The organism is Myxacorys almedinensis A (genome assembly GCF_010091945.1).
Taxonomy (GTDB): domain Bacteria; phylum Cyanobacteriota; class Cyanobacteriia; order Leptolyngbyales; family Leptolyngbyaceae; genus Myxacorys; species Myxacorys almedinensis.
On sequence record NZ_WVIE01000003.1, the window covers coordinates 143,505 to 166,301 of the forward strand.

General features: G+C 49.8%; 15 protein-coding genes. 8 read left to right on the top strand and 7 right to left on the bottom strand.

Annotated elements, in window-relative coordinates; translation table 11 throughout:
• The first annotated feature begins 45 nt into the window (after positions 1–45).
• Both GS601_RS03535 and GS601_RS03540 read left to right on the top strand, forming a co-directional pair.
• On the top strand, positions 46–1,113 hold the full coding sequence (locus GS601_RS03535) for a 3-deoxy-7-phosphoheptulonate synthase (protein WP_162421886.1): 1,068 nt from the start codon (positions 46–48) through the stop codon (positions 1,111–1,113).
• 76 nt (positions 1,114–1,189) lie between these two features.
• Positions 1,190–1,801, top strand: coding sequence for a glutathione S-transferase N-terminal domain-containing protein (locus GS601_RS03540; RefSeq protein ID WP_162421887.1), 612 nt, complete (start codon positions 1,190–1,192; stop codon positions 1,799–1,801).
• A gap of 189 nt (positions 1,802–1,990) precedes the next feature.
• Here the strand turns inward: GS601_RS03540 and GS601_RS03545 are convergent, their stop codons facing one another.
• Positions 1,991–3,034, bottom strand: coding sequence for a DUF389 domain-containing protein (locus GS601_RS03545; protein WP_162421888.1), 1,044 nt, complete (start codon positions 3,032–3,034; stop codon positions 1,991–1,993).
• Positions 3,035–3,544: 510 nt separating this feature from the next.
• Here GS601_RS03545 and argJ point away from each other — a divergent pair.
• Positions 3,545–4,828, top strand: a complete 1,284-nt coding sequence (argJ, locus tag GS601_RS03550; protein WP_162421889.1) for a bifunctional ornithine acetyltransferase/N-acetylglutamate synthase — start codon at positions 3,545–3,547, stop codon at positions 4,826–4,828.
• 478 nt (positions 4,829–5,306) lie between these two features.
• Here the strand turns inward: argJ and GS601_RS03555 are convergent, their stop codons facing one another.
• Together GS601_RS03555 and GS601_RS03560 are read right to left on the bottom strand one after the other, a co-directional pair.
• On the bottom strand, positions 5,307–5,939 hold the full coding sequence (locus GS601_RS03555; protein WP_162421890.1) for a class I SAM-dependent methyltransferase: 633 nt from the start codon (positions 5,937–5,939) through the stop codon (positions 5,307–5,309).
• 136 nt (positions 5,940–6,075) lie between these two features.
• On the bottom strand, positions 6,076–7,278 hold the full coding sequence (locus GS601_RS03560) for a site-specific integrase (protein ID WP_162421891.1): 1,203 nt from the start codon (positions 7,276–7,278) through the stop codon (positions 6,076–6,078).
• Between the two features lie 385 nt (positions 7,279–7,663).
• On the opposite strand from GS601_RS03560, the gene hemH reads away from it, so the two are divergent.
• The 4 genes from hemH (at position 7,664) to GS601_RS23075 (ending at position 16,070) form a co-directional block, all read left to right on the top strand.
• Entirely contained in the window at positions 7,664–8,827 is a 1,164-nt protein-coding gene (gene hemH, locus GS601_RS03565; protein ID WP_162421892.1) for a ferrochelatase, read from the top strand.
• A 218-nt stretch (positions 8,828–9,045) separates the two neighbouring features.
• Positions 9,046–10,332, top strand: a complete 1,287-nt coding sequence (locus tag GS601_RS03570) for a Glu/Leu/Phe/Val family dehydrogenase (protein ID WP_162421893.1) — start codon at positions 9,046–9,048, stop codon at positions 10,330–10,332.
• 125 nt (positions 10,333–10,457) lie between these two features.
• Positions 10,458–11,501 carry an FkbM family methyltransferase gene (locus GS601_RS03575; protein WP_162421894.1) on the top strand — a complete coding sequence of 348 codons (1,044 nt, stop codon included), beginning with the start codon at positions 10,458–10,460 and terminating at the stop codon, positions 11,499–11,501.
• Positions 11,502–11,762: 261 nt separating this feature from the next.
• Complete coding sequence (locus tag GS601_RS23075) at positions 11,763–16,070, top strand: choice-of-anchor I family protein (protein ID WP_238393032.1); 4,308 nt, start codon at positions 11,763–11,765, stop codon at positions 16,068–16,070.
• Positions 16,071–16,206: 136 nt separating this feature from the next.
• Here the strand turns inward: GS601_RS23075 and GS601_RS03585 are convergent, their stop codons facing one another.
• The 3 genes from GS601_RS03585 to GS601_RS03595 are packed head-to-tail and all read right to left on the bottom strand — an operon-like array spanning position 16,207 to position 18,487.
• The gene (locus GS601_RS03585) at positions 16,207–17,091 is read right to left on the bottom strand and encodes a glycine betaine ABC transporter substrate-binding protein (RefSeq protein ID WP_162421895.1); all 885 of its coding nucleotides are present in this window, start codon (positions 17,089–17,091) and stop codon (positions 16,207–16,209) included.
• A complete protein-coding gene (locus GS601_RS03590) occupies positions 17,088–17,714 on the bottom strand; it encodes an ABC transporter permease (RefSeq protein ID WP_162421896.1) in 627 nt (208 codons plus the stop codon). Before GS601_RS03590 ends, GS601_RS03585 begins: the two co-directional genes overlap by 4 nt.
• A 20-nt stretch (positions 17,715–17,734) precedes the next feature.
• Positions 17,735–18,487 carry an ATP-binding cassette domain-containing protein gene (locus GS601_RS03595; protein WP_238393034.1) on the bottom strand — a complete coding sequence of 251 codons (753 nt, stop codon included), beginning with the start codon at positions 18,485–18,487 and terminating at the stop codon, positions 17,735–17,737.
• Between the two features lie 274 nt (positions 18,488–18,761).
• Between GS601_RS03595 and GS601_RS03600 the strand changes: the two genes are divergently transcribed.
• Complete coding sequence (locus GS601_RS03600; protein WP_162421897.1) at positions 18,762–21,098, top strand: sensor histidine kinase; 2,337 nt, start codon at positions 18,762–18,764, stop codon at positions 21,096–21,098.
• 7 nt (positions 21,099–21,105) lie between these two features.
• On the opposite strand, the gene GS601_RS03605 is transcribed toward GS601_RS03600, so the two are convergent.
• Positions 21,106–22,743: an alpha/beta hydrolase gene (locus tag GS601_RS03605; RefSeq protein WP_162421898.1), complete on the bottom strand. Its 1,638-nt coding sequence runs from the start codon at positions 22,741–22,743 to the stop codon at positions 21,106–21,108.
• Between the last annotated feature and the right edge of the window lie 54 nt (positions 22,744–22,797).

A 22,797-nucleotide genomic window follows, 5' to 3' on the forward strand; every position in this document is an offset into this window, starting at 1 on the left:
TGGCTCAGCTTGCGTGAGCAATTTCTGTATTGAGTAATTCTACCCATGCGTAAAACGTCCGATCTACATGTTGTGGAAACCAAGCGGCTCATGGCTCCCACAGCATTAAAAGCAGAGATCCCCATGACTGAGACCGCCGCTTCGCTTGTGGCTCAGACTCGCGATCGCATTCGTCGCATTCTCCGGCAAGCCGACAACCGCCTGCTCGTTGTAGTGGGACCTTGCTCAATTCATGATGTGAATGCAGCCTATGAATACGCTGAAAAATTAGCACCCGTCCGCCAAGCCTTGTCGGATAAGCTGGAAATCGTGATGCGCGTCTACTTTGAGAAGCCACGCACCACCACCGGCTGGAAGGGACTCATCAACGACCCGCATTTAGACGAAAGCTACGACATCAACACAGGGCTACGGTTGGCTCGCAAGCTACTTCTAGACTTAGCCCAACTCGATATTCCGAGTGCCACCGAGCTACTCGATCCAATCATTCCTCAATATTTAGCAGATCTGATTTCGTGGAGTGCGATCGGTGCTCGAACCACCGAAAGCCAGACTCACCGCGAAATGGCATCTGGTCTCTCAATGCCAGTCGGATTTAAAAATAGTACTGACGGCAATTTGCTTTCAGCCGTCCATGCGGTGATGGCGGCAAATCATCCCCATCGGTTTCTGGGCATCAATGCCGAGGGCATGGCAAGTATTGTCGCTACGACAGGCAATCCTGACTGTCATATCATTTTACGGGGCGGCAAATATGGCGCTAACTACAGTGCCGCCGATCTGGAGAGAGCCACTGCCGAGTTGACCCAGCAGAACATTATTCCCCGTGTCATGGTCGATTGTAGCCATGGCAACAGCAGCAAAGATTACCGGCGTCAATCCATTGTGCTGAAAGACTTGGCAGAACAATTAAAAGCAGGTTCCCAGCACTGTATGGGAGTCATGATTGAGAGCCACTTGGTCGCGGGCAGCCAATCTATTCCCAACGACTTGAACCAATTGACTTATGGGCAAAGTATCACCGATGCGTGCGTCGATTTCTCGACAACGCTTGACATGCTGCATCTGCTAGCCGATTCGGTTGAGCATCGAGCGGCAGGAGTCTTGTGCTAAACGGCTCAGAGGGAGAGAGTTTGCTAGCTGCTAAGAACGCTATGCTGGCTAGCAGCAGTGGACTTTAAGAAACCCCATGATTGATCTCTATACTTTCACTACTCCAAATGGGCGTAAAGCTTCGATCATGCTGGAAGAGGTAGATTTGCCTTACCAGGTGCATGTGATTGACATCACTAAAGGTGATCAGTTTAGCCCAGATTTTGTGGCGATTAATCCTAACAGCAAGATTCCAGCGATCGTAGATCCCGATATCCCGATCACCGTGTTTGAATCTGGAGCGATTTTGATCTACTTGGCAGAGAAAACCGGAGCCTTTATGCCATCGGATCAGGTTGGGCGATATCAGGTCTTGGAATGGCTGATGTTTCAGATGGCAAGCGTGGGACCGATGTTTGGGCAACTCAATCACTTTAAGAAGTATGCTCCTGAGAAGATTCCTTACGCAATTGAGCGGTACGAAAAGGAGACGCTGAGGCTTTATGGAGTGTTGGATCGACAACTCGCGCAGCACGAGTACCTTTGCGGCGACTATACGATCGCAGATATTGCGACGTTCCCATGGGTTGCGGCTTATGAGTTTCAAGGGCTGACGCTGGATGAGCATCTCAATCTGAAACGCTGGTTTGACGCGATCGCACAGCGCCCCGCCGTGCAGAAAGGGATGAACGTGCCAGAGCAAAAGTAGGGGTTTGTCAAGGTTGAAATAAGAGACTAGGAGTGGATGGGTTGGTCAGAAATCGAACCCATCCACTCATGTACCCATGCCCCATCAACGGCTGTTCCAGATCAGGGTAACCCGTTGAAAAAAGCTCAGCGTGCGATTTATAAAGTGCGATCGCTTGCCAAACTCTTAGGCGCTTTCTCCAGCCAGCCTTTAAGACTCAAACGTTCGGGCAGGAATGATTCGGACTTTGAGAGAAATAGGTGCACCTAACTCGGCTTGCAAAAATTCTTTTACTAGCCTGATTTGTTCTTGAGAAATAGAGTTGAGCGGAGTAGTCACTTCTAAATTGATCAAGAGTCTATCCCTTTGTTGACTAACCGCCAGATTTTGAATATCAACTCCAGCAAACGTGACCGTTCGAGTCCGAATCAGACGATCCACACTGGCTTGTGCCTGCCCTCGAAGCACGATCGTTTGGAGGGAAAATCCTAGCGGAATTGCCAGCACCATAAGCGTTGCGATCGCAACAGCAAGCCCGTTTTTAGCGCGGGTTAAAGAACCATAGCGATGACATAGAAACACCACACCGCCGCTAAAAATAATCCCAACTAGGTTTGTAAAAAATAGCACAGTCGCGCCGATGCTCACTGAAGGCGACCCTTGAGCAAGACCAATCCCAACCACGCTGAGGGGCGGAACCAGCGCTACCGCGATCGCAACCCCCGGCAAAGCATCTGCCACCGCCTTACGAGACTTGGCAAATGCCCCTGCTGCCCCTGCTGCTAATGCAACACCGAGATCCATCAGCGTGGGCTGCACACGCCCCATCACTTCTGAGCCAAGCGTATTTAGCCCAACCGCTTGGGTAATCAGCATTGAGATGCCAACGGTTAAGATGATGCCTGTAAACAGGGTCAGCCCAGCGCGGCGCAGCAGCCGCCGATTGCCCGATACAATGCTGTATGCGATCGCAATAATCGGTCCCATCAGAGGAGCCACAATCATCGCACCAATAATCGTGGCAACGCTATTGGCCAGCAATCCGAGTGCCGCAATAATGCCAGACAACGACAGCAACGTAAAAAAGCTGACCGAAGGCACTGACCCCCGCCAGAGACTCCGATTGAGGCTTGTCACCGAAACGGGCTTTTCAGCGAGCCACGCCCAGTCTCCACTGCTGTGACTCCACAGTTGAGTGAGTCTTTGGTAACCCCAACCCCAGGCTTTCTTAGAAAAGGTTTGCAAAATTATCATAGGGTGAAGAAAGTTGAATCCTAAAGGTCAAAAAACTGGAGGTCGAAACTCTGGGAATGGTCAGATTCCGACTGATCATAGTCGGCTTTCTTGCCGTGTGAAAATTGACCTCAAGTAGAATCTTCTGCTTCTGAAGGCAGGTAGAGCAAGAAAATCGGCAACAGGTCTGTTTTGTAATGGATGCAGCATCATCTTTTAGCACGGCTCAACGAACCCTCGCTTTGAGAATGGGGATTTAGCAAAATCTGGAGTTGCCCCCACCCTAATGACTCTCCTTAAAAAGGGAACCGAGGTCTTGCTTGCTTTTCCTGCGGCAGAAAGCTTGCAGATGAGGGCAGCCGAACGTGTGCAATGACCAACGTTATTTAACTGGCGTTCCTTAGCATTAAGAACATGAGGGATCGTTAACAAAGCGCCGAAAACAGTTACGCTCCAGGCTATGCTTTTAAGTTGCATCAGGTCAAGCGTTGCCCGATGCTAAACAGTAATACCCCTACGAACGACATAACCATGAGCGACTGGACTCAAATTTCTGGTGGAGTGACCGCGCCCAAAGGATACCGAGCCGCAGGTATCATCGCCGGGCTTAAACCCTCTGGGTTGCCAGATTTAGCCTTGATTGTTTCAGAGGTGGATGCGATCGCGGCGGGGGTCTTCACCACAAGTCATGTCCGGGCAGCCTGCGTGGATTATTGCCGCGAGCAGTTGCAAGCCAAACCAACGGCGCGTGCCATTTTGTGTAATGCTGGGCAAGCCAACGCTGCCACAGGGCTTCCAGGCATTATCGACGCTCAGGAAAGTGCTCAACTCATTGCCCAAGCTTTGAACATTTCCTCGGATTTGGTGCTGTTAGCCTCTACCGGAGTGATTGGGCAACGGATCAAAATGGACGCGCTGCGATCGGGGATTCCGCGTTTGGTTGAAAGCGCCAGCGAAACAGGTTCGGCGGCGGCAGCCAAAGCGATCGCGACGACAGATCTTGTGACCAAATCAGTTGCGCTAGAAACGATGATCGGCGATCGCCCAGTTAGAATAGGCGGAATCGCGAAGGGATCAGGCATGATCCATCCCAACATGGCAACGATGCTGGCGTTTGTCACCTGCGATGCGGCGGTTTCTCCTCAGCTTTGGCAACAGATGCTCAGCCGTGCTGCTGATCAGAGCTTTAACCAAGTCACGGTCGATGGAGATACCAGCACCAATGATTCGCTGATTGCCCTAGCCAATGGGCAGTCTCGCACGCCTGCCATCACCGAGATGGGCGCGGAAGCCGAAAAATTAGAGGCGATGTTGACCAAGGTGTGTACTGATTTGGCAAAAGCGATCGCACGAGATGGAGAAGGCGCAACCTGCCTGATCGAAGTTCGGGTGACGGGTGCATCGCACAACGAAGCAGCGCGGCGAGTTGCCCGCACGATCGCTGGGTCGTCGCTGGTAAAATCCGCTATTTTTGGACGCGACCCAAACTGGGGCAGAATTGCCGGAGCCGCCGGACGAGCCGGTGTGCCGTTTAACCAGGAGGAATTGCAGATCAGGCTGGGCGATTTGCTGCTGCTGAAAAACGGGCAGCCCCAAGCTTTCGATCGTCAAGCGGCAAGCCAGTATCTCAAGCAGCAAGCCGATGCGAGTATAGGGTCGCCTGCCGATCCATCAACTGGGAACGGGGCAACGCAGTCAATCGATCATCCCGTTGTTATTTCGGTGGGAGTCGGCACTGGCTCTGGGCACGGTATGGCATGGGGATGTGATCTCAGCTATGACTACGTGAAGATCAACGCCGAATACACAACATAACAGTTTGATACACATATTCTCTAGATAACATCAATCGTGATTAACAATGTATTAGTCATAGATTTGAAGCGAAAAATGGCTCGCTCTACACACATCAAACGCAATTACTTTACATTTCTTTTCACAAGCGGTATCAATCCAAAGGAATGCTGCGATCGCAGCTTGTGTTCTCTAAAACAAGCAAAACTATGATTCCTTCTTTTGATTGGATGATGACCTATCTTGAGATAGATCAGATTCTTGAAGGCAACACGCTAAATTATTCATGTGAGCAAACGAAAGCCAGACGGAACAACTCTTCTGAACGCGATCAACTGCAACCCATTCTATGATTCTCACCTATATCTAACCCCTTATATCTAACCGAAAGAGTGTAGTAGGCTTAAGTCTGCTGCACTCTTTTTAGATGGCTAATATAGAGGGTTCAAAGAGCACTCAAATGGTTTTAACGGGGCAGTTCTAAAAAACTTAAAGGGGTTTAGGCTGTCGGTTTTTGTGCCTGAATCGTTTGCAAGCTACCTCCGGCATAAAGAGCGCGATCGCAGTTTTGAAAGCCAGCTTCTGTGAGCAACGTTGGCAAATCTGTTTTTAGCAATTGCCAAGCGGTTTCTGTTTCAAACAACCAGAAGAATACCGTTAAACCAGGGATAAATAACGGGTTGGTTGGCAGGTGAAAATCAACCATGGCAAAAAAACCGCCCGGCTTGAGAACCCGGTAAACCTCCTGAAAAATCTGCCTCAACTGCGGAGTCTCCATCTCATGCATCGCCGCACTGGTGTGAACCAGATCAAACCTATTGTCGGCAAGGGGAATTTCTTCGGCAAACGCTTCTACATAGGCAGCTTGCGGAACATTTTTTTGAGCACGTTTGATCGATAGCGGAGACGCATCAAGCCCAGTAACATGGCGCGATCGCTGCACTAAAAATGCGGTCGTTTGACCACTACCGCAGCACAAATCCAGCACCTCTGTTTCCGCCTCAAGCGGGAGACCTTGCAGCGCCAACTGCCGAAACCGAGCTTCCCCACCTACAGCCACAGCCGCGAGGCGGGAAATGCTGTCGTAAAGCCACTGATAGCGGTAGCTGAGGTCACGGAGGATGGTTGCCATCGGCAGAAAAGAATGAGGGACACCTACGGAAACGGTCACACCGAAGCGTGAAAAGAGGCATGAAGATCGGGCGCGCAGCAGAATGAAAGGTCACCTAGATCTAGTTTTTGTGCAACAACGCCGACCGTCTGGTTTTCTATCTTATTGTCTCATTGCCTGCCCATTGCTCTGGCACTCCCCGCCTAGAAAGGGCAAGATCGACCGCTTGCTGCTGATCTCGTGCGGTAATCCACTGGTGATAGGTGCGAGTGTGAACCGCCACCGAATGCCCCATCATCTTGGCGGCAACCGTGTCTGGCAGCCCAAAATGAATCGTTCGCACTGCCCAAGCGTGGCGCAAATTGTAGGGTGAAAACGGAATGCCATACCGACGAAACTGGGCAGTGACTCGTTGACCGATGCGTTGCAGGGTTGTTTTTGTCAGATCGGTTTCCAGATCGGGAAGTTGAATTGTCCTCAACTCAAATTCCTCGATCCACTCTGGGTAGAACGCCCAAACTTGATGGCTGCCTGTTTTTGTCGCGGGTAAAACTTCGATCATCGTGTCGCCCCTGGCGGTTTTGGGTTGGCAGAGGCTAGAGAAATTGCAGAAAAAAACCTCATGATTTCTTAGCCCATAGGTTGCCATGACACCATAAACAAACCGCCACGCAGGATTTGGAATGTTTTTCCAATGAGACACAATTTCCTCATCAGACGGTAGCTGCCGCGATCGCACGTTACGACTGCCATACTCTCCGGCCAGCACCTTGAGATCGTGAGGCAGGGGAAGCATGAGAAAGGCGGCTAACGCGCTTAGGGTTGTGCAGCACAATTGCCGACTTCGAGAATTTAGTTCCGTCGCCTGCACCGTTTTATAAATGGCTTCAACAAGCGTGAGGCTAGGATGCTCAGCCGCGATCGCAGCAAGTTTCCTCACGTAGGGCGCATAGGCCGAGTTCCATGTGGTTTTCGTCGCCGCAGGGTTGCTCTGCCGGGGCAGTTCCGACAAAAAATGCTGCTCAAATGCCTGTAACTGCTCGGCTAGGTTCATCTGGCTGAGGCGCTTTCCTCCAGAAAACGTCAGGTAGTTGTGCCAGTCAAAGCTATGTTGCAGCAGTTGCCCTGCAATGATTTTGACTTCCTGTTCGGCTTGCTTGAGTCCGGTTGGGGTGGCTGGAAGCCCCAAACAGAGACGTTGCTGATGGGGGCGCAGTTTGGCACTGGCGGGGCGGGGCGGCAGGGTGCCTCGAAGGTTGAGCTTGGTGTGACGCCGTTCGATCTGTAGCCCTAGCTGAGCCGCTTTGAGTCGCTGGTTAACCTGCACAATTTTCTCGTCTAAATGATCTGCTTTTGCCATAGTCCTCAACTTGTCGTCTCCGAGCCTACTAGATTGTCAACGTTGAGTGGACTGTCTCCGAACTTACTGCTTCCGAACCCAGCGCCGGTTATTTTAAGTGAGATCCTTAGCACATGTTTCTCAGCAAATGTTATCAATCGCTCATGCGCTATTGATCAATTTAACTTTCTTGACCTATCTAAATTTTTGATTGATCCAAGTTTAGAGTCTGTAAAGCTTTATTATTTAGCCACCGCCCTGTATTGTGAAACAAAATTGACCGTTCGATCAACGGTTTAATCTTCGAGGGTTGCAGTGCAAGAGACGGATGCTTTCTTCCAACGAATGGGGAAAATATTGTTAAAATCAGTAACAAAGCTGAGAAAAAAAGGAACTTTCATTAGCTATGGGTCGAATTGGGGTTTTATTACTCAACTTAGGGGGACCAGATAAGTTAGAGGATGTGCGTCCCTTCCTTTACAACTTATTTTCTGACCCTGAAATTATTCGGTTGCCGTTCTCATGGCTTCAGAGTCCTTTGGCATGGATGATTTCCTCACTTAGGGCGAAAAAATCGAAGGCAAATTATCAGCAAATTGGTGGGGGTTCTCCTTTACGACGCATCACAGAGGAGCAAGCCAGCGCCTTAGAAGACAAATTGCGCCAGCAAGGGCACGATGCCACGGTATACATCGGTATGCGCTATTGGCATCCTTTTACAGAAGAAGCGATCGCACAGATTAAGCGCGATCGCATCGAAAAACTCGTGGTGCTTCCCCTCTATCCTCAGTTCTCAATTAGCACAAGCGGGTCGAGTTTTCGTCTGCTAGAGCAACTGTGGGACAAAGATCCTGCCCTGCAAGCGATCGACTACACCCTTGTGCCGTCTTGGTACGAGCGATCGGGCTATTTGCGAGCGATGGCAGATTTGATTGCTGACGAGATCGATCGCGCTCCTGATCCTGATGGTGTGCATGTGTTCTTTAGTGCCCATGGTGTGCCAGTCAGCTACGTAGAAGAAGCAGGCGACCCCTATCAGCGCGAGATTGAAGACTGTACAACGTTGATCATGCAAACGCTCAACCGCCCCAACGAGTACACGTTGGCGTACCAAAGCCGCGTTGGTCCGGTAGAGTGGCTCAAGCCGTATACCGAAGATGCGATCGAAGACCTAGCCGCGCAGGGGATAAAAACCTTAGCGGTCGTTCCGATTAGCTTTGTCTCAGAGCATATTGAGACGTTGCAAGAAATTGATATGGAATATCGAGAGATTGCAGAGGAAGCCGGGATCGAGCATTTTCAACGGGTAGCCGCCCTTAATACGCATCCAGTGTTTATCGAAGATTTGGCAAACTTGGTGACGGATGCTATAGATTCACCTGCAATCCAGTTTTCCGAGGTCATTCGTCCAGAGAAAAACATGAAGATGTATCCCCAGGAAAACTGGGAGTGGGGCATGACCACCTCGGCTGAGGTCTGGAATGGGCGGTTGGCAATGTTGGGCTTGATTGCGCTACTAGTCGAAATTCTGGTGGGTCGCGGGCCTCTCCATGCCCTTGGCATTATGTAGTTGATCTGCCCTGATACGTTAATCAAGTTGAACCTGAGCAACGCGATGAGTTAATAGTTTGAATTATCAGCCTACTGCGCTAGAAGCCGCTACCTTTTTAGAATAATCAACCTCGCCCTTTGCAACGCAACGTGAAGATTTGCATCGAAGGCTAGGTCAATGGGAGACAGATTGGTATTTTTTCTTCAGTCTTTAACAGGCAGATGCGGAAAAACAACATGTCTAACTCTTTGTTGGCGGACGCAGGGCAGCGATTGGAGCAAGCGTTGAAATATACGTCGCTGTCTGAAGACGCGATCGCATCTCTTAAATATCCGAAAGCGAGCCTTGCAGTTTCGATTCCTGTGCGAATGGATGATGGATCGCTCAGTGTCTTTCAAGGCTACCGAGTCCGGTATGACGATTCGCGCGGACCGGGAAAAGGGGGCGTACGCTATCATCCCAGCGTTACGTTAGACGAAGTGCAGTCTCTCGCATTTTGGATGACGTTTAAGTGTGCGGCGCTAAATTTGCCCTTTGGTGGAGCAAAAGGCGGCATTACAGTCAATCCTAAAGCCTTGTCACGGTTGGAATTAGAGCGATTGAGCCGGGGATATATCGACGCGATCGCAGACTTTATTGGTGCAGATGTTGATATTCTCGCGCCTGATGTCTACACCAACTCAATGATCATGGGTTGGATGATGGATCAATACAGCATTATTCAGCGGCGATCGAGTCCGGGGGTGGTCACCGGAAAGCCAATTGCCATGGGCGGAAGTTTAGGACGAGAGAGTGCAACTGCCATGGGCGCTTTTTTTGCGATCGAAACAATTGTGCCAAAGTTTGATCGCCGCCCTCAAGACACAACGGTTGCCGTGCAAGGATTTGGCAATGCCGGAGCAACGATCGCAGAACTTTTGTTTCATGCTGGATACAACGTTGTTGCCGTTAGCGATTCTCAAGGAGCAATTTATGCTCAATCAGGATTAGATATTCCTAAGATTCGGCAGTTTAAGAATAATGCCCGCAGCATTAAAGATATTTACTGTGATGACACTGTTTGTAGCATTACCAATCATGATGTTCTTAGCAATGAAGAACTTTTAACGTTAGACGTAGATATTTTGATTCCTGCTGCATTGGAAAATCAGATCACAGAAGCGAACGCAAGCCAGATCAAAGCCAGACTGATCTTTGAAGTCGCCAACGGACCGATCACTTCTACAGCCGATCAGACGCTAGAACAAAACGGAATATATGTTTTCCCCGATATTTTGATCAATGCTGGAGGCGTAACGGTTAGCTATTTTGAATGGGTGCAAAATCGCAACGGCATGTACTGGACGCTCGATGAAGTCAATCAACGGCTCCGGCGCAAAATGGTCGAAGAAACCGAGCGAATTTGGGCGATCGCGCAGTCTCGCTTTATCCCCATGCGAACGGCGGCTTATGTTCACGCCTTAGAACGGTTGGGAGAGGCACTCGACGCGAAAGGAACCCGCCGCTATTATAACGGGCATTGACGGGCAGTAGAGGCGAATAGACCACTGCTCAAGGCGGGTCGATTCTAAACGTGAGGACATACTCTGAAGTTATGAACCTGGCACTATTCGATCCAACCTCCAAATCGCGTTAGGAAAGAAGCTAGATGAAATTACTTCTGAAATCGATCAAAAGCGCTATTCTGCGGGGGTTGGTTGCGATCGACCCAACCTTGTTAGAACCCGAGGTTTTGTTGCGCCCCTCGCAGTTTGTGCGCGTGCTCAAGTCTCGACCCAGCCGCGTTGTGCAACGTCTCACCCCCCACGATCGCAGCCCCGAATTTACATCCGTGAGGTTGGCTTGGGGCGTCACCATTCGAGTCAGACCGGCTGAATTTGTGGGAGCGTTTATCTACAACCGGGGTCTTTATGATATTGATGTGTGTGAGACGATTTGGAGGCTGTTAGATGCCGGAGAGTGCGCGGTTGATGTGGGTGCAAATATTGGGCAAATGGTCAGCCTCATGGCAACGAAGATCGGGGTGCACGGACGTGCGATCGCAGTAGAACCCCATCCAGAAATCTATCAAGAACTCCTATTCAACACAAATCGCTGGGCAAATGAGAACGATATTGCGGCGATCGAATGTTATGAAATGGCACTAAGTGATCAACAGGGTGAAGATTTTCTAAGAGTTCCGAAATGCTTTAGAGAAAATCGAGGAGTCGCGGCTTTAGACGCATCAGGAGATGGTCGTGATGATGTGAATGTGAGCCTTATTAAAATCGAAAAAACAACACTAGATCACATGGTAGATCATCAAACTTCTACAGTAGGAGTAATGAAGATTGATGTAGAAGGACATGAACTTTCCGTCTTAAAGGGAGCATCTCAGTTAATCGAGCAGAATAAGATTCGAGACATTATTTTTGAGGAGCGCGCTAACTATCCTACGGCTGTAACACAGTTTCTAGAAAGCTACGGCTATACCATCTTTCACTTATCGCACACGCTCTCTGGATTAAAGATTGAACCGCTCGCCGGAAAACATCTCACCATTCCATATTTTATCAATTGCTTGGCAACGGTTGATCCAGAGCGAGCGCTAGAGCGGTTGGCAACACAGGGATGGCAAGCTCTAGGCGTTCCTGCGGTGGTGGGGAACGTGCTATCTTTTGCGAGCCGGTCTGCTGGGCAAATTTCCCTTTAGGAGTCGGCTGTGTAGGCATAGAAGTTGAAGCGCGATCGCAGTAGCGGTGTGCTAATTGCTCAGGTGCATCTAGATGCGATCCTAAACCCTACAACCCCCTAAACTTCATTCAATCTTTAAGAACATTAAGCAACCATGAGCTTCTTACACAAGTACAGATCGTTAAAGGTCTGTTAGCGAGTTCTTAAAGTTCGTGTGAGATGAATGAGACTTGCTCGGCTCTATGCCCTGAGCTAATCTCATTTACCCAAAGCGGAACCCATGGCTTTTCAACTCCAAATTCTTCACGCCTCTGATTTTGAAGCTGGTATTCCAGCGATTGACGACGCCGTAAACTTTTCCACTGTTATTGACGCGCTCAAAGACGATTACGCCAATACCCTAATTTTGAGTTCGGGCGACAACTACATTCCTGGTCCATTCTTCTCAGCATCTAGCGATTCTGCCTTGCGTGACGTTCTCGGTCGCGAGGGCGTTGGGCGAGCAGACATTGCCATTCTCAACGAAATTGGGTTTCAAGCCTCCGCCTTGGGAAACCATGAATTTGACCTTGGACCCACAACGATCGCCAGTGTGGTTGGAGTTGACCGAGACTATCTAGGAACTCAGTTTCCGTATCTCAGCGCCAATTTAGACTTTGCAAGCGAGCCTGCGCTTCGAGACTTGGTGGTTCCCGATGGACAAGCACCGCTTCCCAACAGCATCGCCAAAAGCACAGTCTTGACGATCGACGGGGAAAGAGTAGGAGTAGTGGGAGCAACAACGCCAACGTTGCCAGCCATTTCTTCACCGGGTTCAGGAATTAGTGTGACGCCTCAACCCTTTTCGGTAACACCAACATCAGAACAACTAGATGCCTTAGCACAAACTATTCAAACAGAAGTAGACAATCTTGCCAATGCTGGAATTAATAAGATTGTGTTGCTAGCGCACATGCAGCAGTTATTTATTGAGCAAGAGTTAGCAAAACGCTTATCAAACGTTGATATCATCATCGCGGGTGGTTCTCATGCGCTGCTGGCAGATAGTAGCGATCGCTTGCGTCCCGGTGACACCGCCGCAGGAGTTTATCCCCTGATCGAACAATCTCCAACGGGCCCTGTGCTGGTGGTTAACACCGCCGCCAACTACGAATATGTGGGGCGCTTGGTTGCCGAATTTGACGAGCAAGGCAACATTGACCTTGCCAAACTCGATCCCTTAATCAACGGCGCTTACGCCACCGATGCCGCTAGCGTTGCCGATTTGGTTGCCACTAATCCGGGCACGCCTGATCCTGAAGTGGTCGCAATTCTTCAAACCTTGCGAGATAACGTGATCGTTCCCAAAGATCGAGCAATTTTTGGCAGCACTAGCGTTTTTCTCAATGGCACACGGGAAGACGTGCGATCGCAGGAAACAAATTTGGGCAACCTCACAGCCGATGCCAATTTATTTGCGGCAAAGCAGGTTGATCCGGGTGTGGTGATCTCGCTGAAAAACGGCGGCGGCATTCGAGACAACATTGGTCAGGTTAGCGGCGCGGGAGGCATCACCGGCGCGGTCGATCGGCTGCCACCCCCCGCCAACCCCCTAGCCGACAAACAAGAAGGACAAATCTCTCAGCTAGACATTGAAAATTCCCTACGATTTAACAACGGGCTGACCCTGGTCACCGTCACCGCCGCACAACTCAAAGATCTCATCGAGCATGGTGTTGCTGACGTTGGTGAGGGCGCTACGCCCGGAGCCTTTCCCCAAATTGGGGGCTTCAGATTTAGTTTTGATGCAAGCCGGACTGCCCGAAGTGAGACCGGTGCTGGCGATCGCGTTCGGTCGTTGACCATTACCGATGCTGATGGAACTGCGATCGATTCTGTCGTCAAAGATGGACAGATTGTTGGCGACCCCACTCGGACGTTCCGCATGGTGACGCTCAATTTTCTGGTCGGGCAGCCGGATGCAGCAACAGGCGGCGACGGCTATCCGTTTCCGCAAATTATCGCTGAGAATGGCGCGTTAGCTGATCGCGTTGATCTGGTGCAAGCCACCGATGCCACCCGCACCGGGGACGCCACATTTGCCCCCAACGGCAGTGAGCAAGATGCGTTTGCAGAATATTTGAAGGCAATCGGGTCGTTTGATGCCGCCGATGTCGATGCCCCTCAAGATCAGCGAATTCGGAACTTAGCCGTTGCCCCTGAATTCACCGATCGACAAAGCGCCCTCCGCAAAATTGGCACCCTAGCAGGCACCGGGGCGGAAATCTCGGCGTATGATGCTGGCACGCAGCGCTTGTTTGTGGTGGCGGGTGGCACGACCGTAGAAGTGCTGGATCTGAGCAATCCGAGCCGCCCGACCTTGGTGCAAACTTTAGATCTTTCTGCCTACGGCGCAGGTGCAAATAGCGTTGCCGTTAGTGATGGACGGGTTGCGATCGCAGTTGCAGCAACGGTCAGTACAGATCCGGGTCAGGTGGTCTTTTTCGATGCCGATGGCGCAGTTCAAGGAGCCGTCACGGTGGGGGCATTGCCGGATATGGTGACCTTTACGCCCGACGGAACCCACGTCTTGGTCGCCAACGAGGGAGAGCCAAATAGCTATAATCAGCCCGATTCGGTCGATCCGGTGGGGTCGATCAGCATTATTAATCTAGCCAATGGGATTGCCAACGCCACGGTAAACACCGCAGGATTTGAACGCTTCAACGGTTTGAAAGCCGAACTGCAAGCCAAGGGCGTTCGGATCTTTGGTCCGAATGCGACGGTTGCCCAAGATTTAGAACCGGAATACATCACGGTTTCGGATGACAATAAAACAGCATGGGTTTCGCTTCAAGAAAATAATGCGATCGCAGTGGTGGATATCGCCAGCGCCAGCGTGACCGACATTCTACCGCTTGGCTTGAAAGATCACAGCGCCCCAGGAAATGGGCTTGATCCGAGCGATCGCGACGATGGCATTAATATTCGCAATCAGCCTGTGTTTGGGTTATATCAACCCGATGCGATTTCCAACTTCACCGTAAATGGAACCACCTACCTCATCACCGCCAACGAAGGGGATGCCCGCGACTACACTGGCTTTTCTGAAGAAGTTCGCATTGGTGACAGCAGCTATGCCCTCGACCCAACCGTGTTTCCCAACGCCGCAGACCTAAAGCAAAATGCAAACTTGGGTCGGCTACTGGCGACCAATGCCACGGGCGATCTCAACGGCGATGGGTTGTTTGAGCGCATTGAAGTGTTTGGAGGGCGGTCGTTCTCGATTCGCGATACGAGCGGCAACCTGGTATTTGACAGCGGCGATCAGTTCGAGCAAATTACGGCGGCTGCCTTGCCTGCCAATTTCAACTCTGACAACAGCGAAAACAATTTTGATAACCGCAGTGACAACAAAGGGCCCGAACCCGAAGCAGTCACAGTTGCAGCAATTGACAATCGTTTCTATGCCTTCATTGGGCTAGAGCGCGTTGGCGGCATTTTGGTCTACGAAGTCACCAATCCTAGCAACCCTGCCTTTATCGAATATCTCAACCCGCGCGATTTTAGCGTTGATCCAACCTCTGGAAACACCGATTCAGGACCAGAGGGCTTGACCTTTATTTCTGCCAACACCAGCCCCAACGGCAAACCATTGTTGGTTGTCACCAACGAAGTGAGCAACACTACCTCAATTTTCGAGTTTACGCCCCCCGTTCTAGCCAACCCAGAACAGAACGGCGCAGGCGGGCAGCAAACCTTTGAGGTGAAGTTGGGTGAGCAGATCACGATCGCAAACTTTGGGGGCGTGGGTCGAGGGATTAATCCTGACCTTGAGACCCAGGCAGAAATCGATACGCTGAAGTTTTCAGGGGCAGACTTGGTGGCGCGCAACCTCTTGCTCACCCAACAAGGCGATGATTTAGAGGTGGCTTTTGAAGGGATCACCGGCACTAGCGTTGTTCTCAAAGATTTCCAGCTAGATCAACTCGATAATCTCCCCAAAGCGATCAGCGCATCTAGCGCGCTTGGTAACATTCTGTTTGACGGTCAAAGCGACATTAAAGATAGCTTTGATGTGTTTGATGCAGATGACCTGCGCGATCGCATCTTTAACCGAAACACAGTCACGTTTTTGAATGATTTGGATAACACCGTTAGAGGATTCAACAACTCTGATGATGTGATTAATGGTCAAGCGGGAGACGATACGATTTATGGTCTCAGTGGCAACGATCTGCTGCGGGGCGGCAGTGGCAACGATCGCTTGTTTGGCGGGTTGGGTAACGACATTCTCATGGGCGGCGATGGCGATGATCTCCTTGATGGTGGCTTCGGCAACGACTTTCTACAGGGCGATGGCGGCAGCGATACGTTTGTGATTCGTCGGCAGTCACGCACTCAAACCATCGCTGATTTTGAAGTCGGCACGGATCGGATCGGCTTGGCAGGAGGCTTGCGCTTTGATCAGTTGACGATTGTCCCCGGCTCGGCAGGCAGCGCTGCCCAAACGCTGATTAGCCTAACGCGGACAGGAGATGTCTTAACCACCTTAATGGGGGTGCAGGCAAACACGATTACGAGTTCTAGTTTTACCGCGCTCGCCTAATTTCATCCCGCCCGACTTAACATCGGGATAACCTCTCTCATTTTAGTGAAGCGATCGCAGCTAACCTTCTTTTAGTGCGATCGCTTTGCTGTTTCCACAAACATCCAAACCCAATTAAAATTCAGCCATATGTCCCCTAGCTAGCGCTCAAAAATTCCTTCACCACTTGCTTAACATCTTCCTTCTTGCCATCTACACGAAAATTGAGTTCACGCATTTTCGCTTCAGAAAGCGTGCCGCCAAGCTGGTCGAGAATTGGACGCAGATTGGCATGTTTTTGAAACACATCTTGACGGACAACCGCCGATGCTTGATAAGGCGGAAAATAGCGTTTATCGTCTTCAAGCACGACTAAATCTTGCGACGACAATAAGCCATCGGTTGTGTTGCCCCCCACAAAATCTACCTGTTTATCTTGCAGCGCCCGATAGAGCAAACCGAGATCCAGCACTTTGGGGGCTTGGGCAAATTTGAGGCTGTAGGTTTTTGCCAGTCCTGGAAAACCATCTTCGCGGTTGAGAAATTCAAACCCAAATCCAGCCGTCCATTTTGGGGTTTGTGCCGCCGCTTGAGACAACGTTTTTAAGTTGTATTGACGGGCATCTTCGCCGCGAATCACCATCGCAAACCCGTTGCTAAAGCCAAATGGCGTCGTCCATTCGAGGTTAAATCGCCGCATATATTCTTCTTTTGTTTTCTCAAACACCTGTTGCGGATCGGTGATTACTGGCAGCTTGAGAACGGTTGTATACGCTGTTCCAGAATATTCTGGATAGAGATCAATTTGACCATTAACAATCCCGTTGTGACACACAAATGTTCCACCAAGATTAAACTTTCGATCAACCTGTAGTTTTGTGTTGCTTTCTATTTGCTGCGCCAGGATTTCTCCTAAAATAATTTGCTCAGTAAAATTTTTTGTGCCAATGACGATTTTATCTTGCGTCGGTTGACAAGCCGCGATCGCACTTGCCAACCCCACCGCCACCAGGAACCAGATGATCAATCTCTTGACGTTCATTTCTTCACCGTAAGACGACGTTCAACCCAACCGAGACCCCAATCTGCCGCGAGCGCCAACAGTGCCGCCGGAACCGCCCCCGCCAGGATAAGTTGATTATCCACCACAGCGACCCCCCGAAAGATAAACGTGCCCAGCCCGCCCGCCCCCACTGCCGCCGCGATCGTTGCCAGCCCTATGCCAATCACGGCTGCCAGCCGCACCCCTGCTAAAATCACGCCCAACGCCAACGGAAGCTCGACTTGCAGCAACAGTTGGCGATCGCTCATGCCCATGCCCCGCCCTGCTTCCCGAATGGCTGGATCAACGCTGACGATGCCTACATAAGTGTTACGAACGATCGGCAGCAGCGAATAAAGCACGAGCGCCACGATCGCAGTTCTCGCGCCAATGCCACCAATGACAGGAATTGGGAGCAAAAATCCAAACAACGCCAGACTAGGAATGGTTTGGAGGACATTCACAAAGCCCAAGATCACCGATTTAAACTGGGGTTTGCGCGTGATCAAAATACCGAGGGGAATGCCAATTAGAATCGCGATCGCAGTAGCGGTTAAAACGAGCGTTATATGCTCTCCAGTGCGTTGCAAAATTTCGTCGGCGTAGCGAGTGAGGAAGTCCATGGAGAGTATTTGAAGATCAATTATTTCTGGGTATTAAGAAAGGCTTGGGCTTCTGGATGCTGCGATCGCTCAAACAGTTCAGGGGTTGCTAGCTCGACGAGCCGACCAGCCTGCATTAAGCCAATGCGAGAACCCAGGGTAACTGCTTCTCGAGTATCGTGGGTGACAAAGACAACCGTTTTTCCCAACTGTTGCTGTAAATGTTTGAATTCTCGCTGAAGTTCGACTCGCGTGATCGGGTCGAGAGCGCCGAAGGGTTCGTCCATCAATAGCAAGGGTGGATCGGCGGCTAATGCTCTGGCAACGCCAACTCGTTGTCGCTGCCCACCAGAGAGTTCGTGGGGATAGCGGCGGGCAAAGCGATCAGGATCTAACCCCACAAGATCCAGTAATTCATAGACTCTCGATCTGATTCGGGTCGGATTCCATTTTTCCAACCTGGGCACAATGCCAATGTTCTGCTCGATCGTAAAATGGGGAAACAACCCAACCTCTTGAATGACGTATCCAATTCGTCGGCGTAGGTGAATAGGATTCCATTGTTGTGTAGAAACTCCTTCAACTCGGATTTCTCCTGCCGTTGGTGTTAGCAGATGGTTAATCAATCGTAACAGTGTTGTTTTTCCGCAGCCGCTTCGCCCCAAGAGCATCAGCGTCTCGCCTCGGTGAATCGTGAAGCTCAGATCAAAAAGTAAGGGGCGATGCTTGAAGGAATAGTGGACTTGGCAGAACTCAACAACCATAACTTCGCGCTGTGTCATTTGTACTGGCATTGTGGCATGAATGCTAGGAGCCGAATAGGCGGAGATCGATCAACCAACACCCGCGATCGCGGCTCTACAGGGTATCGCATTCTTCTGTCCCATCGTCGCGGTTGATGATGGCGATCAACCACTGGTTTTCAGGGTTCTCCCCCAACTGGGTGAAGGCGTGACCTCAAAATCCGACATACTGTAAAACTGAAGCCAAACATTGATTTGGTTGGGTAGTTGATACGAGGTAGGAGGGCTTGAGGATGCTGAACCTGACGGTATCCCCGGTAGCGCTATGTTTCTGGGATTGACCCAGCTAGGGCGCTATTGGCTAAAAGTGGCTGTCATTGCGTTGGCATATTTTTTGAGTGCCAAATTTGCCTTTGCGATCGCACAGCTTGGCTCTCGTGCCGCCGCGTCTGTTTTGTATCCACCGATTGGCATTTCTTTGGCAGGGGTGCTTTTGTTTGGGCGAAACACATGGGTGGGCGTGCCCCTAGGGGCAATTTTATTTGCGCGATCGCTTGCCAACGTGACCTGGTTAACAGCGTTTGGAGCCGCGTTTGGCAACACCATTGAGATCGTCAGTGCATCTCTCCTGCTTCAGCAGATCGGCTTTCAACCCTCACTTCGTCGCATTCGGGATGTTTTAGCATTGGTTGGGTTAGGGGCAGTGGCAACAAGTTTAAATGCAGTCATCAGCACGGTTAATGGCGTTTTGGCAGGGCTTGTCTCGCCAGACCAAATCGTTAGCCATTCCCTGGTCATTTGGCTAGGAGACTGGGTGTCGATTTTGGTGCTAACCCCTGCCCTTTTGGTGTGGTTGGGAAGCGCCGAGCCAATGCCAAACTCGCTAGCAGCGCTGAAAAAGGCTTGGAAGGCACGTCCTGCCTTTCGTCGCCGGATCAGAGAAATCACGCTTTGGTTGGGGTTGCTGCTGATCTGTAGCGCCATCAGTGCTGGGAGCAACTCGCCCACAACCCTGCTAGGGCATTCACTCACAGTCTCCCCCGAACTAGCTGGCATTGCCCGCCCTTTGTTACAGTATTTACCCTTTCCGTTTATGGTGTGGGCAGCCTTGCGCTTAGGGCTACGGGGAACTGTGTTTAGCGCGGTTTTGTTATCCTTAATTGTGATTTGGGGAGTTGCTCATCATCCTCGCTCTAGCCTAGGAGAGAATGATGTCCAGCAAGCGCTGTTTCAGCTACAGACGTTTTTAGGCGTGATGACCATAACAGCACTGGTGTTGGTGGCTGCGATCGCAGAACGAAGCGCCGTCGAGGCTGAGTTACTCAGACGCATTCAACGGGATCAGCTACTGGCAGAAATTACCCTCCGAGTCCGGCGATCGCTAGACGTTACAGAAGTTTTAAACACAACCGTGGCAGAGGTGCGACAGTTTTTGAGCGCCGATCGCTGTCACATTGCCTTGTTTGATTCGCAGGGCTATAGCGAGATTGTTGCCGAATCGGTCTCTTCTAAATGGCGATCCACGATTGGGGAGCGATCGCCGTTTCCTATTTTCAATGACATTGCTGAGATTTTTAGGCACAAGTCGATCTGGGTTACGCCAGACGTTGCACAGCTTAAGCAGAATAATAAGTTTTTCAATAGTTACTACGAGACGCATCAGATCAAAGCCAGTCTGAGCTTGCCTATTCTTCAAGATGGAAAATTGTTTGGGGCGCTAAATGTACACCAATGCTCAGGGGCGCGCCAATGGCAAGCGTTTGAAATTGAATTGCTCGATCGATTGGTAACGCAAATAGAATTAGCTTTGCAGCAAGGACGGCTTTATCAACAGATCCAAAATTTTGCAAACAACTTGGAATATCAAGTACAAGAACGAACCCTACAACTTCAACACCAAATGGGAGAACTGGAATCGATCAATGCAGTAAAAGATACTTTACTCCATGCGGTTGCTCATGATTTACGCACCCCAATGATGGGAATGAAAATGGTTTTGCAACGTCTAAAAGATAAGCCAGATGTGCATGTCTCAGTTTCTAAAAACACTGTTGACCTAATGGTTGAGAGTACCGATCGCCAGCTTAGTTTGATTCAGTCTCTTTTAGAAGACGCTGCTACCGAACCAGAGCCTTTAATTCTCGATTACCAAGCTGTAAACTTTGTCGATTTAGTGCAAACTACACTGTCTGCCCTAGAGCCACAGTTAGCCGAAAATCAAGTCGTTCTAACTCAAGCGGTTTTACCTGACTTACCAGCCTTATCTGCTGATCCAGTTCACATTAAACGAGTGTTGGAGTATTTGATCATCAATGCGTTAAATCACAATCGTCCTGGTATTAAGTTAACTATTGACATTAGCGTAATTGAAACTAGCCATCACTCAATGTTGCAATATCCAATGTTGCGGTGCGCGATCGCAGACAATGGCGTTGGCATGGCTCAAGAGCAGTGCGATCGCGTGTTTAAAAAGCCGTATCTTCGCGGTTCTTATAATCGCCATCGCACTGGGTTGGGATTGGGGCTATTCCTTTGCTCTCAAATTGTCACGGCTCACCGGGGGAACATTGGGATAATTAGCGAGCCTCATGCTGGCACAGAGGTTTGGTTTACCCTGCCCCTTTGCCTGCCTCAACTGCGCCATCGATCAAGCCGTTGTTAATACCCGGTTAATACCCGTTGCGATCGCGATCTTCGCACAAAATATCTACTTCATAACGCTCAGTAGCAAGCAGCACTTGCATGCCGCGCTCTTGACACACCTCAGACAGAGCGTGAACCTGAGATAACGTCGCTGCTGAGTTGCTTAGCTCAGGGTGCATGGCTTGTAAGCATCCCTTAAAGCCTAAGCACGCCAATCCATAAATTAACCGCTTACTTAAATCGGCATGGTCGTTGTAGATATACCCACCGTGACTGTCTAAATTTTTAGTCGAAAAAATTCGGGAAAACCGTTCTCCAAATCGCTTACTAGGTCTGCCAAATCCATAACTCACAATGCCAACTTCTTTGCCAGTCTTTCTATTAATTTCAGTGTAATTTGTACAGTCGAAACAGGTAAATAGTTCTGCGATCGCGCGTCCGCCAACGCTTACTAAATCTTGACGGCGAGACAAGGGAATATCTCGACTAATGCACAAATAATCTAGATAGTTAGGGCGTTTTATATCGGTGCTACAAACTGTGTCTAAATTGACGATTCCAAACCTGGTTTTGTATCGCCTTCCTAGATCGTTTTGCACCTTTTTTGCACAAATAAAGACATTACCGAGCCGATAGCCACCTTCTCGCGTTTTGGCAGGAAAACTAAAGTAATTTGCGATCGTAGAGGCGAGTTTAAGAACAGTGTCATGTTTGTTGACAAATAAATAGGCTTCCTCAAATCGGCGCAGGGACGATCGCAAGGTATTTGCACGACCTGAAATAATCGTATCGACTGGAATATCAGGCGCAATTAACACCAATTTGCTCAACCGAAATACATTGCCAATATCGGGCGATGGGGTCTTATTTTGCGTGTCCATACTAAGACTTCCAATCGAGTCTTGATCAAACACATCTGACAAAATTCGGACTGCATTGGTAGTTACAAATGCGCCCATGCTGTGACCAATAAATGATAGTCGAATCCGCTTGTTTTTCCAATATTCAGCACCTTTTTTAGGTTGAGTATGATCAGTGTTTTCAACAATTGCTAAATCAAGTTGTCGCACAAGCTCAACCAAGTCAGGCACACCATAATGATTAGCTCGCCAAATGTCTCGAAAATAAACGGTCAATCGTAAAATGATCAGAGTAACGATAAACAGAATGATTGGAATAGTCAGCACTAGAAGAAACCGAAGTGGCGTCATAAAAACGCTAAATAAGCTGATCACAATACTCACGGCAAGAAGCACTCCCATGATCAGCGGAATCGAGTTTAGGGTATACATTGCTTTATGCCAAAAGCTACCCGATTCATCTCCGCTAAATTTTTCGGATGACCATCGATAGCCAACCACAACCAAACCTTTGGGAATGCGATCGCAGTACTTATCTCGCAGGTATTCACACGCCGTTACATACCAAGTGTTTGCTCCGTTGCAGTCGGTGTTGTAGCCATGAGTCAATACCAAAATTTCTGCATCATCGGCATGATCTCTTAAGTGTTGTGCAATGTCGTTAATTAGCACTCTTGGCTCTGTTAAAATATCTTCTTCGATCCGATCTTCAACATTGATCGGAGCCGTACTCGTAACTAAATACCCTGGGCAAATCCCATCCTGAACGTTTAAAGAACGAATCGTTAGTAGATGATTACTCATAGCAGGTTGTGAGGGGCGAAAAAATAAAGGCAAGCCGCGCGATCGACGTTGCCA